Origin of the sequence: Cognatishimia activa (genome assembly GCF_026016445.1) — a bacterium.
Lineage (GTDB): Bacteria > Pseudomonadota > Alphaproteobacteria > Rhodobacterales > Rhodobacteraceae > Cognatishimia > Cognatishimia activa_B.
Genome location: NZ_CP096147.1, coordinates 1,340,421 through 1,358,786 on the forward strand (window position 1 = coordinate 1,340,421; position 18,366 = coordinate 1,358,786).

Annotated in this window: 20 protein-coding genes; 17 read left to right on the forward strand and 3 right to left on the reverse strand. The window is 54.2% G+C overall.

Translation table 11 applies throughout. The features are described from left to right. Nucleotides 1-37 precede the first annotated feature (37 nt). The 5 genes from M0D42_RS06605 to M0D42_RS06625 all read left to right on the forward strand — a co-directional run bounded on the left by M0D42_RS06605 (nucleotide 38) and on the right by M0D42_RS06625 (nucleotide 5,135). Nucleotides 38-718, forward strand: coding sequence for an orotate phosphoribosyltransferase (locus M0D42_RS06605; protein WP_265020800.1), 681 nt, complete (start codon nucleotides 38-40; stop codon nucleotides 716-718). 264 nt (nucleotides 719-982) lie between these two features. Then, entirely contained in the window at nucleotides 983-2,488 is a 1,506-nt protein-coding gene (locus M0D42_RS06610) for a replicative DNA helicase (protein ID WP_419195962.1), read from the forward strand. Nucleotides 2,489-2,563: 75 nt separating this feature from the next. Beyond that, nucleotides 2,564-3,598: an alanine racemase gene (alr, locus tag M0D42_RS06615; protein WP_265020801.1), complete on the forward strand. Its 1,035-nt coding sequence runs from the start codon at nucleotides 2,564-2,566 to the stop codon at nucleotides 3,596-3,598. Nucleotides 3,599-3,606: 8 nt separating this feature from the next. After that, the gene (locus M0D42_RS06620; protein ID WP_265020802.1) at nucleotides 3,607-4,380 is read left to right on the forward strand and encodes an MlaE family ABC transporter permease; all 774 of its coding nucleotides are present in this window, start codon (nucleotides 3,607-3,609) and stop codon (nucleotides 4,378-4,380) included. Beyond that, nucleotides 4,377-5,135, forward strand: a complete 759-nt coding sequence (locus M0D42_RS06625) for an ABC transporter ATP-binding protein (protein ID WP_265020803.1) — start codon at nucleotides 4,377-4,379, stop codon at nucleotides 5,133-5,135. Before M0D42_RS06620 ends, M0D42_RS06625 begins: the two co-directional genes overlap by 4 nt. Before the next feature lie 8 nt (nucleotides 5,136-5,143). Here the strand turns inward: M0D42_RS06625 and M0D42_RS06630 are convergent, their stop codons facing one another. Next, entirely contained in the window at nucleotides 5,144-5,419 is a 276-nt protein-coding gene (locus M0D42_RS06630; RefSeq protein ID WP_265020804.1) for a hypothetical protein, read from the reverse strand. A 281-nt stretch (nucleotides 5,420-5,700) separates the two neighbouring features. Between M0D42_RS06630 and M0D42_RS06635 the strand changes: the two genes are divergently transcribed. From M0D42_RS06635 to M0D42_RS06670, 8 genes are all read left to right on the forward strand, one after another. Further along, nucleotides 5,701-6,498, forward strand: coding sequence for a DNA repair protein (locus M0D42_RS06635; RefSeq protein ID WP_265020805.1), 798 nt, complete (start codon nucleotides 5,701-5,703; stop codon nucleotides 6,496-6,498). Nucleotides 6,499-6,598: 100 nt separating this feature from the next. Continuing rightward, nucleotides 6,599-7,024, forward strand: coding sequence for a paraquat-inducible protein A (locus tag M0D42_RS06640; RefSeq protein ID WP_265020806.1), 426 nt, complete (start codon nucleotides 6,599-6,601; stop codon nucleotides 7,022-7,024). Nucleotides 7,025-7,040: 16 nt separating this feature from the next. Next, nucleotides 7,041-8,408 carry a DNA repair protein RadA gene (gene radA, locus M0D42_RS06645; RefSeq protein WP_265020807.1) on the forward strand — a complete coding sequence of 456 codons (1,368 nt, stop codon included), beginning with the start codon at nucleotides 7,041-7,043 and terminating at the stop codon, nucleotides 8,406-8,408. Between the two features lie 33 nt (nucleotides 8,409-8,441). Then, nucleotides 8,442-8,996, forward strand: a complete 555-nt coding sequence (locus M0D42_RS06650) for a CvpA family protein (RefSeq protein ID WP_265020808.1) — start codon at nucleotides 8,442-8,444, stop codon at nucleotides 8,994-8,996. Between the two features lie 455 nt (nucleotides 8,997-9,451). After that, on the forward strand, nucleotides 9,452-10,960 hold the full coding sequence (gene purF / locus M0D42_RS06655; RefSeq protein ID WP_265020809.1) for an amidophosphoribosyltransferase: 1,509 nt from the start codon (nucleotides 9,452-9,454) through the stop codon (nucleotides 10,958-10,960). After that, on the forward strand, nucleotides 10,961-11,392 hold the full coding sequence (locus tag M0D42_RS06660; RefSeq protein ID WP_265020810.1) for a DUF1284 domain-containing protein: 432 nt from the start codon (nucleotides 10,961-10,963) through the stop codon (nucleotides 11,390-11,392). Further along, nucleotides 11,389-12,312, forward strand: a complete 924-nt coding sequence (locus M0D42_RS06665) for an alpha/beta hydrolase family protein (protein ID WP_265020811.1) — start codon at nucleotides 11,389-11,391, stop codon at nucleotides 12,310-12,312. The genes M0D42_RS06660 and M0D42_RS06665 overlap by 4 nt, the downstream gene beginning before the upstream one ends. A 164-nt stretch (nucleotides 12,313-12,476) precedes the next feature. Continuing rightward, entirely contained in the window at nucleotides 12,477-12,950 is a 474-nt protein-coding gene (locus tag M0D42_RS06670) for a phosphoribosyl-AMP cyclohydrolase (protein WP_265020812.1), read from the forward strand. A 65-nt stretch (nucleotides 12,951-13,015) separates the two neighbouring features. On the opposite strand, the gene M0D42_RS06675 is transcribed toward M0D42_RS06670, so the two are convergent. Next, entirely contained in the window at nucleotides 13,016-13,987 is a 972-nt protein-coding gene (locus tag M0D42_RS06675; RefSeq protein WP_265020813.1) for a YHYH protein, read from the reverse strand. A gap of 20 nt (nucleotides 13,988-14,007) precedes the next feature. Next, nucleotides 14,008-14,649 carry a PEBP family protein gene (locus M0D42_RS06680; RefSeq protein WP_265020814.1) on the reverse strand — a complete coding sequence of 214 codons (642 nt, stop codon included), beginning with the start codon at nucleotides 14,647-14,649 and terminating at the stop codon, nucleotides 14,008-14,010. A 168-nt stretch (nucleotides 14,650-14,817) separates the two neighbouring features. Between M0D42_RS06680 and M0D42_RS06685 the strand changes: the two genes are divergently transcribed. The 4 genes from M0D42_RS06685 to M0D42_RS06700 all read left to right on the forward strand — a co-directional run bounded on the left by M0D42_RS06685 (nucleotide 14,818) and on the right by M0D42_RS06700 (nucleotide 18,313). After that, nucleotides 14,818-15,462, forward strand: coding sequence for an SDR family NAD(P)-dependent oxidoreductase (locus tag M0D42_RS06685; RefSeq protein WP_265020815.1), 645 nt, complete (start codon nucleotides 14,818-14,820; stop codon nucleotides 15,460-15,462). A 91-nt stretch (nucleotides 15,463-15,553) separates the two neighbouring features. Continuing rightward, nucleotides 15,554-16,336: a 5'/3'-nucleotidase SurE gene (gene surE / locus M0D42_RS06690; RefSeq protein WP_265020816.1), complete on the forward strand. Its 783-nt coding sequence runs from the start codon at nucleotides 15,554-15,556 to the stop codon at nucleotides 16,334-16,336. Then, nucleotides 16,333-16,980 (forward strand): protein-L-isoaspartate(D-aspartate) O-methyltransferase, encoded by a 648-nt coding sequence (locus M0D42_RS06695; protein ID WP_265020817.1) that lies wholly within the window; start codon nucleotides 16,333-16,335, stop codon nucleotides 16,978-16,980. The genes surE and M0D42_RS06695 overlap by 4 nt, the downstream gene beginning before the upstream one ends. Before the next feature lie 124 nt (nucleotides 16,981-17,104). Further along, nucleotides 17,105-18,313 carry a LysM peptidoglycan-binding domain-containing M23 family metallopeptidase gene (locus M0D42_RS06700; RefSeq protein WP_265020818.1) on the forward strand — a complete coding sequence of 403 codons (1,209 nt, stop codon included), beginning with the start codon at nucleotides 17,105-17,107 and terminating at the stop codon, nucleotides 18,311-18,313. The last annotated feature ends 53 nt before the right edge of the window (nucleotides 18,314-18,366 follow it).

Below are 18,366 nucleotides of genomic sequence, written 5' to 3' on the forward strand. Positions count from 1 at the left end.
CCACGCTGCCACGCCCATACCGCCAAAGGAACGCACCATGCTCCCAACCAGCTACCCGACCAAAGAAGAAATCGCCCGCCTCACCGCGCGCATGCTGCTTGAGATCAAAGCCGTCAACTTCAACACCAAAGAGCCCTTCATTCTGGCCTCTGGCCTGCCAAGCCCAAGCTACATCGACTGCCGTAAGCTGATCTCTTACCCCCGTATCCGCAGCACCTTGATGGATTTCATGACCGTCACCGTCATGCGCAACGCAGGCTTTGAAGCCTTTGACAATATCGCGGGCGGCGAGACAGCGGGCATTCCATTCTCTGCACTGGTGGCGGAACGTATGGCGCTGCCAATGACCTATGTGCGCAAGAAGCCAAAGGGCTATGGCCGCAACGCACGTATCGAAGGCGACATGAGCGAAGGTCAGCGCGTTCTGCTGGTCGAAGACCTCACCACAGACGGCGGCTCCAAACTGTCCTTCGTAGACGCCATCCGCGAAACCGGCGCGACCTGCGGCCATACCGCGGTGATTTTCTACTACGACATCTTCCCGGAAACGACCAAAACTCTGGGTGATCATGGCGTGGAGCTACACTACCTCTGCACATGGTGGGATGTGCTGGCTGAGGCGCGTGCACAGCACGCTTTTGATGCGGAAACGCTGAATGAAGTGGAAAAATTCCTGAACGACCCGCGCGCTTGGCAGGAAGCCAATAAACAAGACTAAGCATGTGGAAAGCCTGTGCACAAAATGCGCAGGCTTGCCGATTCGAAGTCTCATTTCAGGATAGATTTGGCATATGCGCCCGCTTGTGCCACTATATCTAGGCGACACCGAAATTTGCGCCACTAAGGCGCGGATTTGTCCACAGAGTAATCCCAGGCTTATCCTCGAACCTTTCCAGATTTGAGATACGCCCGATGTCCGCTATCAATGTCTCATGGGGACACGCGGATAAAAACAAGACCCGCGAAAGATCCGGGGAGCAGTATGAACGAGCTAACGACAATAAACTCCGGTGTCCCCGAGGCGCTTGGCCAATCCGCGACAGGCATGCAAGACGGCGATCCGATGCCGCATTCCATCGAGGCTGAACAACAGCTTCTGGGGGCGATCCTGACCAATAACGATATCTATGATCGTGTGGCTTCGGTGATCAATTCCTCCCACTTCTATGACCCGGTTCATGCCCGGATTTACGAAGTCGCCGCTGCGCGGATTGCCAAAAACAATCTGGCGTCCCCTGTGACGCTGAAAGCCTTCCTTGAGGATGACGAGGGTCTCAAGGAACTTGGCGGGCCAGCCTATCTGGCCCGTCTGGCTGCCTCTGCGATTTCAGCCTATGCGGCCAAAGACTATGCGCAGATGATCTATGACATGGCGATCCGCCGTGAACTCATTGGATTGGGGCATGAGATTTCCAGTCGCGCCCAGACCATGGACGTTGCCGAGGAACCTCGCGAGCAGATCGTACAGGCAGAGCAAGCGCTCTATAAACTATCTGAGCAAGGCAAGACCGACAGCGGTTTCGTTTCCTTCCTGAAAGCGGTGACCGAAGCGGTGAATACGGCCAATGCGGCCTATCAGCGTGATGGCGGTCTTGCCGGCGTTTCAACCGGCCTGATTGATATGGACAAAAAGCTTGGGGGCCTGCACCCGTCAGACTTGCTGATCCTCGCTGGTCGCCCATCCATGGGTAAAACCTCCCTTGCGACCAACATCGCCTTCAACGTGGCGAAAGCTTATAAAAAGGGCATCCGCCCCGATGGAACTGAAGGCACGGTGGAAGGTGGCGTCGTAGGCTTTTATTCCCTCGAAATGAGCTCTGAACAGCTTGCAGCACGTATTCTGTCTGAGGCGGCAGAGGTCCCGTCTCAGCAGATCCGTTCCGGCGACATGACCGAACAGGAATTCCGCCGGTTCGTTGATGCCGCGAAGGCGCTGGAAGCCTGCCCTCTTTATATCGACGACACCCCGGCCCTGCCGATTGCACAACTTGCAGCGCGTGCACGTCGCCTGAAGCGCACCCACGGGCTTGATCTTCTGATCATCGACTACCTTCAGCTCTGTCGCGGTACATCGGACAACCGTGTTCAGGAGATCGGTGAAATCTCTATGGGCATGAAGGCGATTGCCAAGGAACTCAATATCCCTGTGATCGCCCTCTCCCAGCTCTCCCGTACCGTGGAAAGCCGTGACGATAAACGTCCTCAGCTCTCTGACCTTCGGGAATCGGGTTCTATCGAACAGGACGCCGACGTGGTGATGTTCGTGTTCCGCGAGGAATACTACAAAGAGCGTGAAAAACCAGGCGAGCATGATCTGGAAAAGATGGCCGCCTGGCAGGAAGAGATGGAACGTTTGCACGCCAAGGCCGAAGTCATCATCGGCAAACAGCGTCACGGTCCGATTGGCACAGTGGAATTGAGCTTCGAAAGCCAATTCACTCGCTTTGGCAACCTTGTGAAACCATGGCAACAAGAGCCGGATTATTAATCACATTTTGTCCTGAAATCAGGCCATTCGAAAACGCCTCTTGACCTAGCACTTCCTTGGCTTCAACTAACCTGCATGGCTACTGCAAAACTCACGATCGACCTCGCCGCCCTTGTCCGCAACTGGCAAGCGCTAGACGCAAAAACCAACTGCGAAACCGCTGCCGTGGTAAAAGCAGATGGCTATGGTCTGGGTGCCGCACGCGTGGCGCGCACCCTAGCAGGTGCAGGTGTGCGCAAGTTCTTTGTGGCAGCAACAGAAGAAGGCGCGGAAGTGCGTCAGGCTTTAGGCCCCGGACCAGAGATCAACATTTTCTCAGGCCACATGTCGGGTGACACCGATATGATCAACGATCTGCAGCTGACGCCAATGGTCAACTCCATCGACCAGATGTTGCGCCATGTTGAGAGCCTGCCCGGACGTCCGTTTGGCGTTCAGCTTGATAGCGGGATGAATCGCCTTGGGATGGAGCCCGCCGAATGGGCCGCCCTGCGCGAAATTGCCGAACAACAAGCGCCGACCCTGATCATGTCGCACCTGTCTTGTGCGGATGATCCTGAAAACCCTATGAACGCCCAACAACTCGCCGCTTTCATCGAGATGACCGAAGGGCTTGAGGCGCCACGCAGCCTTGCGGCGACTGGCGGCATTCTTTTGGGCAAAGACTACCATTTCGATCTGACCCGTCCGGGTGTTGGTCTTTATGGTGGCACCCCGTTTGAAGAAGCCGAACCCGTCGCTCACGTTTCTATTCCTGTCATTCAATGCCGCGATGTTGAGCCGGGTGAAACCGTTGGATATTCAAACACTTGGACAGCCAAGCGCCCTAGCCGTGTTGCGACTATTGCCGCAGGCTATGCAGATGGTCTCCCGCGCATCATGGGTGAGAACATTTCGGTTTATCATGGCAGCACCGCCTGCCCTGTGATTGGCCGTATCTCGATGGACATGATCGGCGTTGACGTCACTGACCTTGGCGAAGACCCGCGTGAATTGGATATTCTGACCGAAGATCAAACCGTCGATGTTTTGGCGGATGCTGCCGGGACCATTGGCTATGAAATTCTGACATCTTTGGGCGGTCGCTATGATCGTCGCTATACATCATGACGATCTTGATGACCCCACTGGCCCACCTTGGGCGCGCGGTTCTGGGGTTTCTCGCCGTCACAGGGCGTGTCGCCTTGTTTGCCTTTGAGGGCATCAGCCACATTTTCCGTCCTCCGTTTTACTTTCGCGAGTTCCTGACGGCCCTGATGCAGATCGGCTGGCTTTCGCTACCAGTTGTTGGGCTCACGGCCTTTTTCACAGGCGGCGCACTGGCTCTGCAGATCTTCGCAGGCGGCGCGCGCTTCTCTGCGGAGGCCGTTGTGCCCCAGATCGTTGCCATCGGCATGGTTCGAGAGCTTGGCCCTGTCTTGGTGGGCCTGATGATCGCGGCTCGTGTCACTAGCTCGATCGCGGCTGAAATTGCGACCATGAAGGTGACGGAACAGATTGACGCCTTGGTTACGCTTTCAACGCATCCAATGAAATACCTCACCGCGCCACGTGTGTTGGCGGCTTTGATTGTGGTGCCACTCTTGGTTGGCATAGGCGATCTCATCGGCATCTATGGTGGCTATATCGTCGGCACACAGCAGCTTGGCTTTAATGCTGCGAGCTACATTAAGAACACCGTCGACTTCCTTGAACCTGCTGACATTATCAGTTCCATGGTCAAGGGCTGCGCCTTCGGTGGCATCGCGGCAACCATGGGCTGCTACTTCGGGATGCAGTCAGGCCGCGGCGCACAGGGCGTGGGCCAGGCCACCAAGGCCTCCGTGCAAGCTGCAGCGGTTCTGATCCTCGCGGCCAACTTCCTTCTGACATCGGTATTCTTCGCCTCATGATCACGCTTGAGAACGTTCATAAGTCCTTTGGCCCAAAGAAAGTTCTGCAGGGCGTGAACCTGACCATCCCCAAGGGGGAATCCATGGTGATCATTGGTGGCTCAGGCACTGGGAAATCAGTATTGCTCAAGTCCGTTCTGGGCCTCGTTACCCCGGATCAGGGCAAAATCATCGTTGATGGCCAAGACGTGACCCATGCGCAGATCGGTAAAGACCGAGATGCGTTTCTGGCGCGCTTCGGCATGCTCTTTCAGGGCGGGGCCCTCTTTGACAGCATGCCGGTCTGGCAAAACGTGGCTTTCCGCCTTTTGCGCGGGTCTCTGAAAAAGCCGCTCACAGAAGCGCGCGCGATCTCAATCGAGAAACTGCGCCGCGTGGGGCTGACGCCTGATGTGGCTGATCTCTACCCATCAGAACTCTCAGGCGGCATGCAAAAGCGGGTCGGACTGGCCCGCGCGATTGCAGCTGATCCTGAAATCATATTCTTCGACGAACCGACCACGGGGCTTGATCCCATCATGTCTGGCGTCATCAACGATCTGATCCGAGAAATCGTGGTGGAGATGGGCGCAACGGCCATGACAATCACCCATGACATGACTTCTGTCCGCGCAATCGCTGACAAGGTTGCCATGCTGCACAATGGCGTCATTCAGTGGACCGGACCGATTGTGAATATGGACAACAGTGGCGACGCGCACCTCGATCAATTCACCCATGGGCGCGCTGAAGGACCGATTGAGGCTGTAAGATAGGTGCTGCCTTAGATCACGCTTGCCAGAGCTTGTAACACTATGGCCAATGCAGTTGCAAAAGCTGCCCATTTATTCCATTTCGCCTGATGTATCAAAGTCGCGATTAAATCATACTCCTTCCCATTGTCGATAAGAGCAACAGTCACCTTGCTTGGTGATGTTCCGGGTTCAGCTAACTTTTCTCGCCGTTGGTATTCCTTTTCGACCGAAATCGAGCTTGTTGAATAGAACCACAATGCGGCAGATAAAAACGCGAATAAGACACTCAATGTAGAAAGAAGCATGACACAGTTTAATTAGAATAATTTCACTAAGCCTTCTTAGCAATCAAAGGCACGGAAGTGGAACGGTAATTTGGAAGACATACCACCAATCTCAAGAATGTTCTTTGGCAGCTCAACAGGAGGATAGCGCTCTCAAGATTAGCATAGAACCGCACTAAAAAAATGTTTGTTTCTAAGGTAGAAACAATCCCCAAAAACCTAACACTTTGTTTAGTATCGAAGATTTTACTTAACAAAACCTTACCCAAGTGGGATCATATAGCCCTTGGAAGGGACACAAAATGGGTAATGGGTTCAACAGCTTCGCGCTGACAGTAGTGCGTCTCGTACAGACTTTGACGTTTTCAATCTTGGTGGCCGGTTCTTTGGCCTTGGTAGGATGGACGATTTTGGCCGCTCTTGGGGTTTGGCCATGGCTCTCGGTTGACATGAGCGTCGGCAACACAGCCATCCATGGCGCTTATCTTCAGATCGGCGTGATGGCCTTTGCGGTGGGGCTCTGTGTCTTTCTGCCAGCCAATGCGCGCATCATGAAACTGGAGAAGTCGCACCGGAAGTTTTCGGTGGATATGAATGACATTGCGCGGGCGTATCAAGTTAGCCATGACGCTGATCGCAAAGGGGTTTTCGCCCTTTCCAAAGAGTTTGACTCGGTGCGTGAACGCCTTGTGCATTTGCGCAATCATCCTGATCTTGGTGATCTGGAACCGGAGATTTTGGACATCGCGGCACAAATGTCTTTTCAGTCCAGAGATCTTGCGAAAATCTACTCGGAAGAAAAGGTCGAACGCGCATACCAGTTCCTGACCCACCGTCAGGAAGAGGCTGACAAGATGGAAGATCGCCTTGATGCTGCGCGGCGCACTTGTGATGAGTTGCGCCGCTGGCTTGAGGATGTTGAGGCTGAAGAGCGTATTGCAGCAAAGCAGATAGAACGGCTCGAATCAGACCTTATGGAATTGCTCCCAAGCATTGGATATGAGCTTGATGGCGACCCAAATATCGTGAAGCTTGAAACAAATCCAAACAAAGCGAAACGAAGCAAAGCATCAGATGAGCGTCCTAAACGGCTGAGCTGATTTCGCGCTGAAGTCTGAGTTATTTGCAAATTCCCCCGTGAATTCAAATGCTCCTGCATCTAGATGTCAGGGAACCAGAGTTCTTTGACCCGGAGTCTTGATGCTGCGCTATGCCAACCTCGCACTATTAATCCTCTTTCCGATCAGCTGGTTCGCCCCGCTCATGCGTGCAGGCATCCTGCCGCTATTCGGCTTGTCGGAAATCTCTGTTATTTCAGGCCTCATATCGCTTCTTGAAACCGACATCTTCTTGGGCCTTCTTGTCATGCTTTTTGCGCTCATCGCCCCGATGACCAAAACCATCGGTTTGGCACTGATTCACTTCGAGCGTATGTCGGACCGTGTAAAACCCCTGTTTGAGACGATGGGAAAACTGGCCATGGCAGACGTTTTTCTGATCGCGCTTTATATCGTGATCGTCAAAGGCGTGGGGCTGGCCACAGTGGAAACAGCCTGGGGCCTCTACCTCTTTTCAGGCTGCATTTTAGCCTCTCTCGCCATTAGCCATTTGACGCGCCGCCCATAAGGGGTAAAACGAGAACATGGCAAAGGCAAAAACCTCATTTTCATGCTCGGCTTGCGGGTCGGTTTTCAATAAATGGTCCGGGCGCTGCGATAACTGCGGCGAGTGGAACACCATCAGTGAAGACGCTGGCATTTCAGCTGGACCAAGCGCAGCAACGCTTGGCAATAGCAAAGGCCGCACAGTGCCTTTAACGGACCTGCGCACCGAAGAAACACCCCCGCCCCGCACCCTGTCAGGGCTTGCGGAACTGGATCGGGTGTTGGGCGGCGGCTTGGTACCTGCTTCTGCAATCCTCGTGGGCGGTGATCCCGGTATCGGTAAATCCACGCTTTTGCTGCAGGCTGCGGCAGAATTCGCACGTAAGGGCCTGAAAACCATTTATGTTTCAGGCGAAGAAGCCAGCGCTCAGGTACGCATGCGCGCTCAACGTCTGGCCCTAACAGATGCGCCCGTGAAATTGGCAGCAGAAACCAACCTGCGCGATATCCTGACCACGTTGGATCAGGAGAAACCACAGCTGGCGATCATCGACTCGATCCAGACCATGTGGTCTGACTCTGTTGGATCAGCGCCCGGCTCTGTCAGTCAGGTCCGTGCGGCGGCGCATGAGCTAACATCCTATGCCAAACGCAAGAATATGGCTGTGATCATTGTGGGTCACGTTACTAAAGAAGGACAAATTGCTGGCCCGCGCGTGGTCGAGCATATGGTTGATACCGTGCTCTATTTCGAAGGCGAACGCGGCCATCAGTTCCGCGTGTTGCGCGCGGTGAAAAACCGCTTTGGTGCAGCAGATGAGATCGGTGTCTTTGAAATGACGGGCGGCGGCCTGTCAGAAGTCACCAACCCCTCTGCCCTTTTCCTCTCCGAACGCGGCACCCCTGCTCCGGGATCTGTGGTTTTCGCAGGTATCGAAGGAACTCGGCCCGTCCTGGTCGAGTTACAAGCCCTCGTTGCGCCAAGCCCCCACGCGCAGCCGCGCCGTGCGGTCGTCGGTTGGGACAGCAGTCGTCTGGCGATGATCCTAGCGGTTCTCGAAGCGCGCTGCGGTATCCCCTTCACCGGTCTAGATGTCTATCTAAACGTCGCTGGCGGCATGAAAATCAATGAACCAGCGGCAGATCTTGCTGTTGCAGCCGCGCTACTATCTGCACGCGAAGACGCAAGTATTCCCGCTGACACAGTCGTTTTCGGCGAAATTTCACTGTCTGGTGCCCTCAGACCCGTCAGTCAGACAGAAAACAGGTTGAAAGAAGCCCAAAAACTTGGTTTCACGTCTGCAATAGCTCCGAAAGGTGGCAAATCTCCGAGCGTTGCAGGCATGGCGCTCAATCAACTTGCAGATTTGACGCAATTCGTTGGGGACACATTCGGCGCAGGCTAAGCCACGGCGATTTGGGACAGAGGGAAGAAAACCATGGAAGGTTTCACCATCATCGACGCCGTAGTGGCGGGCGTTATTATCCTGTCGGCCTTGCTGGCCTATTCACGCGGTCTTGTGCGTGAAGGCATGGCCATTCTCGGCTGGGTTGCCGCCGCTGTTCTGGCGTTTCTTTTTGCGCCTCAAGTTGAACCACTGGTGAAAGAAGTCCCCGTAGTCGGCGAATTCCTTGCAGACAGCTGTGAATTGGCGATGATTGCAGCCGCGGGTGCAGTCTTTGCAGGTGCTTTGGTGCTTGTATCTTTCTTCACGCCACTTTTCTCATCTTTGGTGCAGCGCTCTGCCCTTGGGGGTCTCGACCAGGGTCTGGGCTTCCTCTTTGGTGTGCTGCGCGGCATCCTGTTGGTGGCGGTTGCCTTCTTTGTCTATGAGACTGTGGTTACCAGCCAAGATATCGAAATGGTGGATGACAGCCGCTCCGCGGCAGTCTTTGCCCGCGTCACTGGCCAGATTGAAGATCGCAACCCGACTCAAGCCCTGGGTTGGATCACTGAGCAATATGAAGAATTGGTAGGCAACTGCGGTCAGTAAACTGCACTCACCCTAACCTTTTGATCATGTAAACACCGGGGCGTTCCTTTCGAACGCTCCGTATTTTTATGTTCACGTCGCTTTTCGTATCTGTAAGCAAAAGGAATGTGTTAGTTTCGTGACATATACGCTTCAACCCTCTAAGAGGTGCGCAGCAAGATGAACGGATTCGGAGCGACCTCCTTGTCAAGCCAGCGCCAGATTGCCTGCATGCCACTCGGACATATGTCCGGTCGCGTTGCTGCATCTAATGGTGCGACAGGAAATACCTGGAGCTATGGCCATTTCACGTCCAATATATGGTCCTATTCTCACATCTCTCAATCCCCCAATATTCTATCTCAACACCTGCCCATCACGCGCAGGTGTTTTTTGTCGGATTTCGGCCAGGAAAACTTGGCAGAGGCGGCAAACCTTAGCGAACGACCCAAACACCAAGACATTGGAGCCAGCGCATGTGCGGCATTCTAGGCATCTCTAATCGCAACAGCCACGTCTTTGCGGAACTCTACGACGGCTTGCTGATGCTGCAACACCGCGGCCAGGATGCTTCTGGCATGGTGACCTATAACGGCGAGTTCTTCCGTGAGAAGAAAGCCAATGGTCTGGTGAAAGACGTCTTTGACGCCGCCGAAGCAGAGACCCTGCTGGGCAAAGTCGGCATTGGCCACGTCCGCTACCCGACAGCTGGTTCCCTGTCCGCTGCAGAAGCGCAGCCTTTCTTCGTAAACGCGCCTTACGGCATCTACCTCGTGCACAATGGCAACATCACGAATACTGAAGAGCAACGCTCTAAAGTCACTGGCAAATACAGCCGTCACCTGCGCACCACCTCTGATTCAGAAATCATGCTGAACGTTCTGGCGGACAAGATCTTTGACGCCATCAAAGTGAACGGCAACGACGATCCGATCCGCAACATCTTTGCGGGCGTCAAGATGATGATGGAGCGCATTCAGGGTGCTTACTCTGTTATCACCATGGTCGCGGGCGTTGGTATGCTTGCGTTCCGTGATCCACATGGCATTCGCCCGTTGTCTGTTGCGAAACGCGCGGCAGATGGTGCTGGTGATGACTATTCCTTTGCCTCCGAGGATGTAGCCTTTGACATCAACGGCTTCAAAAAGCTGCGCGATGTGAAACCTGGCGAAGCAATCCTGATCGACCTTGAAGGCAATATGCACACCTTCCAAGCTGCAGATGGTGAGCTGACACCATGCATCTTTGAATACGTCTATCTTGCGCGACCAGACACGCTGCTTGACGGTATTTCCGTCTACAAAACCCAGATCCGCATGGGGGAAGCGCTGGCCAATCAGATCAAAGAACTTGATCTGGATATCGACAGCATCATCCCGGTGCCAGATTCCGCGCGACCAGTGGCGCTTGAAGTTTCCAATGCAACCGGCATTCGCTATCGCGAAGGTCTTGTGAAAAACCGCTATGTCGGTCGGACCTTCATCATGCCAGGCCAGGAAGAGCGTCAAAAATCAGTGCGCCGCAAATTGAATGCGGTCACGCTGGAGTTCAAAGACAAGAACGTGCTTTTGATTGATGACTCTATCGTGCGTGGCAACACCATCAAGAAGATCGTTCAGATGTGCCGCGAAGCCGGTGCCAAGAAGGTCTATGTGGCGAGTGCATCCCCGCCAGTGAAATACCCGAATGTTTACGGCATCGACATGCCAACCAAACACGAATTGATCGCCAATGGCCGTGATATTGAAGATATCCGCGAAGAACTGGGCTGTGATGCTTTGATCTACCAGAAACTGGACGATCTGATCTGGGCCGCCAAAGAAGGCAATCCAGATATCAAACAGTTCGACTGTTCTTGCTTTGACGGCAAATACATCACTGGTTCTGTTTCCGATAGCTATCTGGATCAGCTGGAACAAAGCAGCCGTGTCAGCGCGAAAATCAAAGATATGCCATCTCCGAAGAAGATGGCCAAAACCGCCTAAATGGCTGGCCACCGCGCCCCTATACGATTTCGCCCACATCACTTCCTGTGTTCGCTGGGCTTTCAGGGCGCGGGCTATTCTTCTGCTTTCACTGCCAATATGAGCGACATCGTTGACGGGCGTTTACGCGAGGCTGGCGGTGAAAACGTCAAGATCACTGTGACCTTTGTCGCCGACAGCATCTGCACCCCCTGCCCGGAACGCCGCGGTCTGGGCTGCGTGAAGATCAACACCATCAGGCAACTCGACGAGCGACACGCTAAGGCGTTGGGGCTGCGTGATGGCGACTGCATTTCTTGGGGTGAAGCCTTAAAGCGGATCAAGGCAAAAGTGCAGCCGGGATCGCTTTCTACCCTGTGTCAGAACTGCCAATGGCTTGAACTTGGTGCCTGTGAGGCGGCTTTGAAGCGGCTTCACGAAGAAACCTCATGACCCGTCAGGATCGTTCAGCAAAACTTCGCGACGATCTCGGCCAATTGCTGGGCCCCAGCTTTCTACAAAAAGGCCTGATGAACCCAGAAACGATTGGGATCAAAGAGGCTTTTGGCTGGGTTCTGGAGACCTTGCGTTTCACGGCCCCTGATGGCGAAGCAGTGCAAGCCTATTTCTTTAGACCACCAGAAGGAACTGCACCTGTTCCGGCGGTGATCTATGCCCACGCTCACGGAAATCGCTATGCGTTTGGGAAAGATGAACTGTTCGAAGGCCGCCCAACCCTACAGGGTGCTTATGCGAAGGTCCTAATGACTGCAGGCATTGCAGCGCTTTGCATTGAAATGCCCTGTTTTGGCGACAGGCAGCAGCCAGATGAAAGCACCCGCGCCAAAGCGAAGCTTTGGCGAGGTGATACGCTTTTTGGACAGATGTTAAGTGAGCAGCGCGCGGGCTTGGACTTTCTCGAAAATCACCCAGCCATAGACAAGTCCCACTTGGGTGCAATTGGCTTTTCGATGGGCAGCACCCTCACCTTTTGGCTGGCCGCGTTGGATCATCGTATACGCGCAGCCGCAGCGCTTTGCTCTTTTGCAGATCTTGATACGCTCATTCAGACCGGAGCCCATGACGGGCACGGTATCTACATGTCCGTTCCGGGGCTTACACAAGCTGCGAGCACAGGCGAAATCGCTGGGTTAACAGCTCCGCGCGCACTTCAGATCTGTGCTGGGCTAAAGGATTGGTCAACGCCGAGCGAAGCGCTTAGAATTGGGCTGCAAGACCTGGAGGCCGCTTATAGGTCACAAGATGCGTTGGAACATCTATATGTCCACATAGACCCGGACTGCGATCACGCTGAAACGCCAGAAATGCGAGCGGATGTTTTGAGTTTTCTAAAGAAGGAGCTTTATGGGTAATCCCTTGGAATACCCCGCCAATGTGGTTCAGGGACCGAAACACGGCGTCATAAGCGCAATTCAGGTAAATTATGCGTCGACGCTTGCCCAGACAGCCGTTAAACCAACCGGAAACCATCAGGCGCGAACTTGCGCAGCCGTGAAGACCTAAGAAGGAAAACAGGATGCCGATCACCGAAGCAGAAATCACCACAGCAGGTAAAATCTGGGGCGACGCGCTGGTTGCCGTGTCTAAGGCCTACGAAGCTGATGGCATCGATGGCGCTCGTGTCGTTGCCGAAGGCGCGTTGGACGCAGCCTATGGCTACAACCTTGGCCCGGTGCTCTTCAAACCAACTCTTGCAGGTGGTGAGAAAACCTTCCGGACCACCCGCAAAGGCGCCCTGTCCTATTTTGTGGGCCATGACGACGACTATCCAAGCGACGGCGGCTTTGGAATCAAAGGCTGGCGCACCGTGGTGTTTGACACCGCAGCAACCTTTGTTGAGGGCGATGTCGCCATGTGGATGGGTTGGGTGACCTTCACCGATAAAGACGGAAACGTCACCAAGGTAGACAAGACATTCGGCTACAAGAAAGACGAAGAAGGCACTCTACGCATCGTGCTGCACCATTCGTCCTTGCCTTATCAGGGCTAAATTCAAATCTGTGACGACGACGCAAGCGCTAAATAAGGAGCGCTTGCGTCGTTTCTACAACCGTTTCAGCGACAGAACTCTCCAGATTTATCTCTGCCGTTGTTGGTGACCGTTTTGGTCTTAAACTCATAACATCCTGCACGACCCGACGGGGTGTAGCGGATGTAATAGCGACTTCCCTCATACATGTAATCCATGCTTCGGCTGCCATCCGAAGCCTCTGTGAACTCTAAGTTTTTCACGCCTCCACGCGGCGGTTTCCCAGCGCTGGCCCCACCGCCACCTGACGCCGAAAGCGGACGGACGCGTGGGAGCTGATCAAAACCCGGAACAGCGCCCATCAAACACTGTAAGATGTACGGCGCACTTTCTGATGTGTGATACCTATATCCGAAGACGTCGTCAGGCTGACCGTTGCAAATGTCCAGAACACCCTTTGCAATCTCTGTCCCATCTGGATTGTTGTCACCATAGATAGGAAAGCCATCAAAGCCCCAGCCAATAATTGCATCATTGCCCGCGTTTGCCATCTGATTGATCATGCAAGTGGGCTTTGCGTGATAATGATAGTCGTCACCTCGACCGGCATGACCACCACAGATATCCAATTGACCTGTCTGGACCGTATCATGGCGCGCCTGGTGGTGCGCCAGATCCGCTTCGCTCATTTCACCCCCGGCTGTGTAGTCGTAGATCGGCACGCCGTTAACGGCCACTCCAATGGCTGCGTCTCTGGTGAGTGGCTTTGAACCAAGACTCGGCGACAAAATAACAGGGACGGCATATTCAGCCGGCACTGGAACCTGTTCATTAGTCCCGGTGATCCCGATCATTTTCGGATGATCAGGATAGGTATCAGAACTGATTATCCCGCTGTCTCCAGAACAGGTCACCGATACACGATCCGAAAATCCGGCCTCCTCAACCGAGGCTTTAATGGCTGCACAGTGATCGTCATGTGCCTGAGCTGGCGTAGTCATCGCAACTGTAATAAGCGCCACGACACTCGCTAGGTTCACCGGAATTGCAGAACCCAATTTTTCTGTTCCACACACCATCATTTCACTTCTACGCGACACAATACCGTGTTGCTCTGCTCAAGGTCCGGTCCCCAGATCAACTTGGCATCTCGGTCCCAACGAATGCGATCATAGCCATCTTTGGGTCCAACCTGATCTTCCGAATAGACCTCTGCATCAGGCCAATCTGTCGTGTCAAACCCCGCGATATCCCAACCTGCTGGCTCTTCCAGTGTCTCAAACCCACAATCGCCCTGCCCTGCAACCGGGTTTGATGACCTTTCGCAGGATTTATTAAGAGGTGCAGTATGCGTGACAAAACACTGCCAATCGGCGTTGCTAACGACCACCGTCTGACCCGACACATCTTTGATTTGAACGATAACACCACCGTCACCCATTTGTTGTTTGCGCGAGCCGATGTATTCCAGACCAGTATCATTTTCCTTGAAATCTTTCGCCACTAAACCGATCACAAATGGGCGTTCTGCCTGAAACTCAAAACTTTCTGAATTGAAGGACCGTTCCGTTGTAATGGGCACGCTGTCCTCCGCGACTTGTGCGCCGTTGATGCGCATTTCAAACCAATTGTCTGCCCAAACGTCTGCGGAAAAGGTTTCGGCCGATCCCAGAGTGGTTGATGACAGGAGCAGCAGGCCCGCGCAGCTCAAATGTTTCATGATATTTCCCTCAAACCAATTACGTTCATTAACTAAACGCAGCTTAAACATTTTTCCGTCGCGCCAATCACAAATGTTTTGCAAAATATTGCAGTGGGCGGTGCCCCGCTGCAATCCGAATTCTCATCCCCTCTTGACCTCTTCTTCCAATACGATCAAACCGAGCGCATGACTGAGAAAATCGCACTTGTTACCGGCGCATCCCGCGGCCTTGGTTTCGCTTTTGCAGAGGCGCTGGCGCCTGACTATCACATCGTGGCTGTTGGCCGGACCGTTGGCGGTCTGGAAGATCTTGATGACAGGATCAAAGCCAAAGGTGGACAGTCCACTCTGGCTCCTATGGACATAACCAATGTCGACGCAATGGCGCAGCTTTGCCGCTCTGTCTATGACCGCTGGGGTAAGGTGGATCTCTGGGTGCACACAGCTGTTCATGGTGCGCCTTTGACGCCCACCAGTCATATCGATGCGAAGGATTGGTCAAAGTCAGTGGCCTGCAACGTCATTGCGACAGGCCAGCTGATCCCTTTCATCGCACCCTTATTGGGTGAAGACGGCCAAGCGGTTTTCTTTGACGATGCCCGTGGAGGTGAAAAGTTCTTTGGCTCTTATGGGGCCACCAAGGCAGCTCAGATCGCCTTGGCAAAAAGCTGGCAGGTTGAAACAGCGACAACTGGGCCAAAGGTAAACATCCTGACGCCAAACGCGATGCCAACTGGCACGCGCGCGCGCTTCTTTCCGGGTGAGCCACGTGAGGCATTGACTTCCCCTCAAGATGAAGCTGCCCGCCTCCTGAAAGAGCTTGATCTTTAACGCTGGGTAACAGCTTGCGTCTCAATGCTTGCTGACCTCGAAGCAGTCGCTTAGAGAGTGAGAAACAGCCTGTTTTTCACCGGAGCCCCGCATGCGTATTTTGATCACCAATGATGATGGCATCAACGCGCCAGGGCTTGAGGTTTTGCACCGTATCGCGACTGATATCGCCGGCCCGGATGGTGAGGTTTGGACCGTTGCACCGGCTTTTGAACAATCCGGTGTTGGGCACTGCATCAGCTACACTCACCCAACCATGATTGCTAAAATGGGAGAACGCCGTTTCGCGGCAGAGGGCAGCCCAGCCGATTGCGTATTGGCGGGCATTCACGACGTGTTGGATGGTGAGCTGCCTGATCTGGTTCTATCCGGCGTGAACCGCGGCAACAATTCTGCAGAGAACACCGTTTATTCCGGCACCATTGGCGGTGCGATGGAAGCGGCTCTGCAAGGTGTGCCCGCTATTGCGCTTTCCCAATACTTTGGCCCCGGCAATGCGGAACTTGAGAATCCGTTTGAAGCCAGCGCGACCCATGGCGTTGAGGTTGTGCGCAAAATCCTCGCAGCCCAAACGCCCGACACTCAGGATTACCGGTTGTTTTACAATGTGAACTTTCCGCCTGTCGCTGCAGATCAGGTGAAAGGCATTAAGGTCGCTATTCAGGGACGCCGCAAAGGTGTGAACTTTGCCGTCAAAGCAGAAACCAGCCCGTCCTTCCGTCGCTTTCTCTGGGTGACCGGCGGGGATCAACGCGCGAAGGCGGGCGAAGGCTCAGATTCAGAGGCCAATCTCAACGGTTATATCTCTGTTACCCCTATGCGTGCCGATCTGACGGCTTATGATGCGCTAGAGGCCTTGAAAGTGATCGAATGACGGACTCACTTGCAGAACGCAAAATGCAATTCATGTTCGCCCTACGCAGCAAGGGCGTAACAGACATGAATGTTCTGACAGCCATGGAAAAGGTTGACCGCGGTCTTTTTGTGAAAGGTCTCTTTGCCGATCGTGCCTATGAAGACACGCCCCTGCCGATCCCATGTGGGCAAACGATCAGCCAGCCTTCAGTGGTGGGTTTGATGACACAGGTTTTGAATGTGTCTCCGCGCGACAAGGTGCTCGAAGTTGGCACCGGTTCTGGCTATCAGGCCGCCATTCTCAGTCATCTCGCGCGCCGTGTTTATACGGTTGACCGCCATCGTCGCCTTGTGGCTGAAGCGCAGAAGATTTTCCAAGAGCTTGATCTGGCCAATGTCACTGCCTTTGCAGCAGACGGCAGCTTCGGACTTCCGGAACAAGCGCCCTTTGACCGCATTATTGTGACAGCCGCCGCTGAAGACGCCCCAGGCCCCCTTCTTGCGCAGCTTAGAGTGGGCGGAACCATGGTTTTGCCCGTCGGTCAGTCAGACGCCGTACAATCCATGATCAAGGTGGAGCGCACCGATGATGGATTTGACTATGAAGAGATCAGGCCGGTGCGCTTTGTCCCCTTGGTTGAAGGGATGGCACGTGACAATTAGGCGGTAATTTGCTTATAAGTCCCCAAGATTTGTGACTGGGCCGCGTATCCTTTCGAAGTCCAGTATTGTTAATGCGTAAAGAAACCCTGCAGCGAAATAGACGGGGTTCTACGAGGATATCGAGATGACAGTTTCTCTGAAACGCCCTGCCTGGAATGTAACGGCCCGTCTTGTAATGGCGGTTTCTGCCATGGCGATGGTTTCAGCCTGTAGCGGCCCATTGGATTTAGACCTGCGGGATGTGTTTGGACAACGTCTGGACACCTCTGAGGCTGCCGTTGGTGCAACGGCGCAACGCCCGGAACCAGACAACCGGGGCATTATTTCTTACCCGAATTATCAGGTCGCTGTGGCGCGCCGTGGTGATACGGTATCGGACGTCGCCAATCGCGTGGGCGTTGATGCCAATCAGTTAGCTGAATACAACGCGGTCAACGTCGATGACCCGCTGCGCGCGGGTGAGATCGTTGCCCTGCCAACCCGCGTCTCAGAACCAACCTCTGGACAGATCGTATCGCCATCCAATGTCGACATCAGCTCATTGGCAGGAAACGCGATCGACAACGCGACGCCAACGGCTGTGGAAACCGATCAGCTTGAAGCAGCACCGGTTCAGATCACGGAAGACACGCAGATTGGCTATGAGCCGATCCGTCACACGGTTCAGCGTGGCGAAACGGCCTTTACCATCGCGCGGCTCTACAATGTTTCCGTTCGTGCGCTGGCCGAATGGAACGGGCTTGGTAGTGACTTCACCATTCGTGAAAACCAGATCCTTCTGATTCCACCAGCACAGCCTTCAGCACCGTCTGAAAGCGCTCGTCCGCAAGCGCGTTCGACAGAAACCAGCGCCCCTGGCCAGGGCAGCGCAACGCCAGTGCCACCAAGTGCGGCCAAGCCGTTGCCGGATGAGAAACCATCGGCACAGGTTGCCAAACCTGCAGCACAAGACCTGTCTAAAACCCAGACCAAACCAGCGAACTCCAGTGCGAAAATGTCCTTCCCTGTAAATGGCAAGATCATCCGCACCTATGCCAAGGGTAAGAACAACGGTATCGACCTCTCTGCCCCAGCCGGCACTCCTGTTGTGGCTGCTGCGGATGGTACGGTCGCGGCCATCACTACCGATGCGGATGGCGTAAAGATCGTGGTCGTGCGCCACCCCGACAATATCATGACGGTTTACTATAACGTCGATAGTATTTCTGTGGCCAAAGGCGCCTCAGTGAAGCGCAACGCAAAATTGGCGCAAATCCCGTCCAAGGACAGCTTCGTTCATTTCGAAGTACGTAAGGGTTTTGATAGCATCGATCCGATGCCTTACCTGCAATAAGTATCTGACGGGCTCTGCCCCTCGGCCTGCGGCCTCACCCCGGAATATTTTTG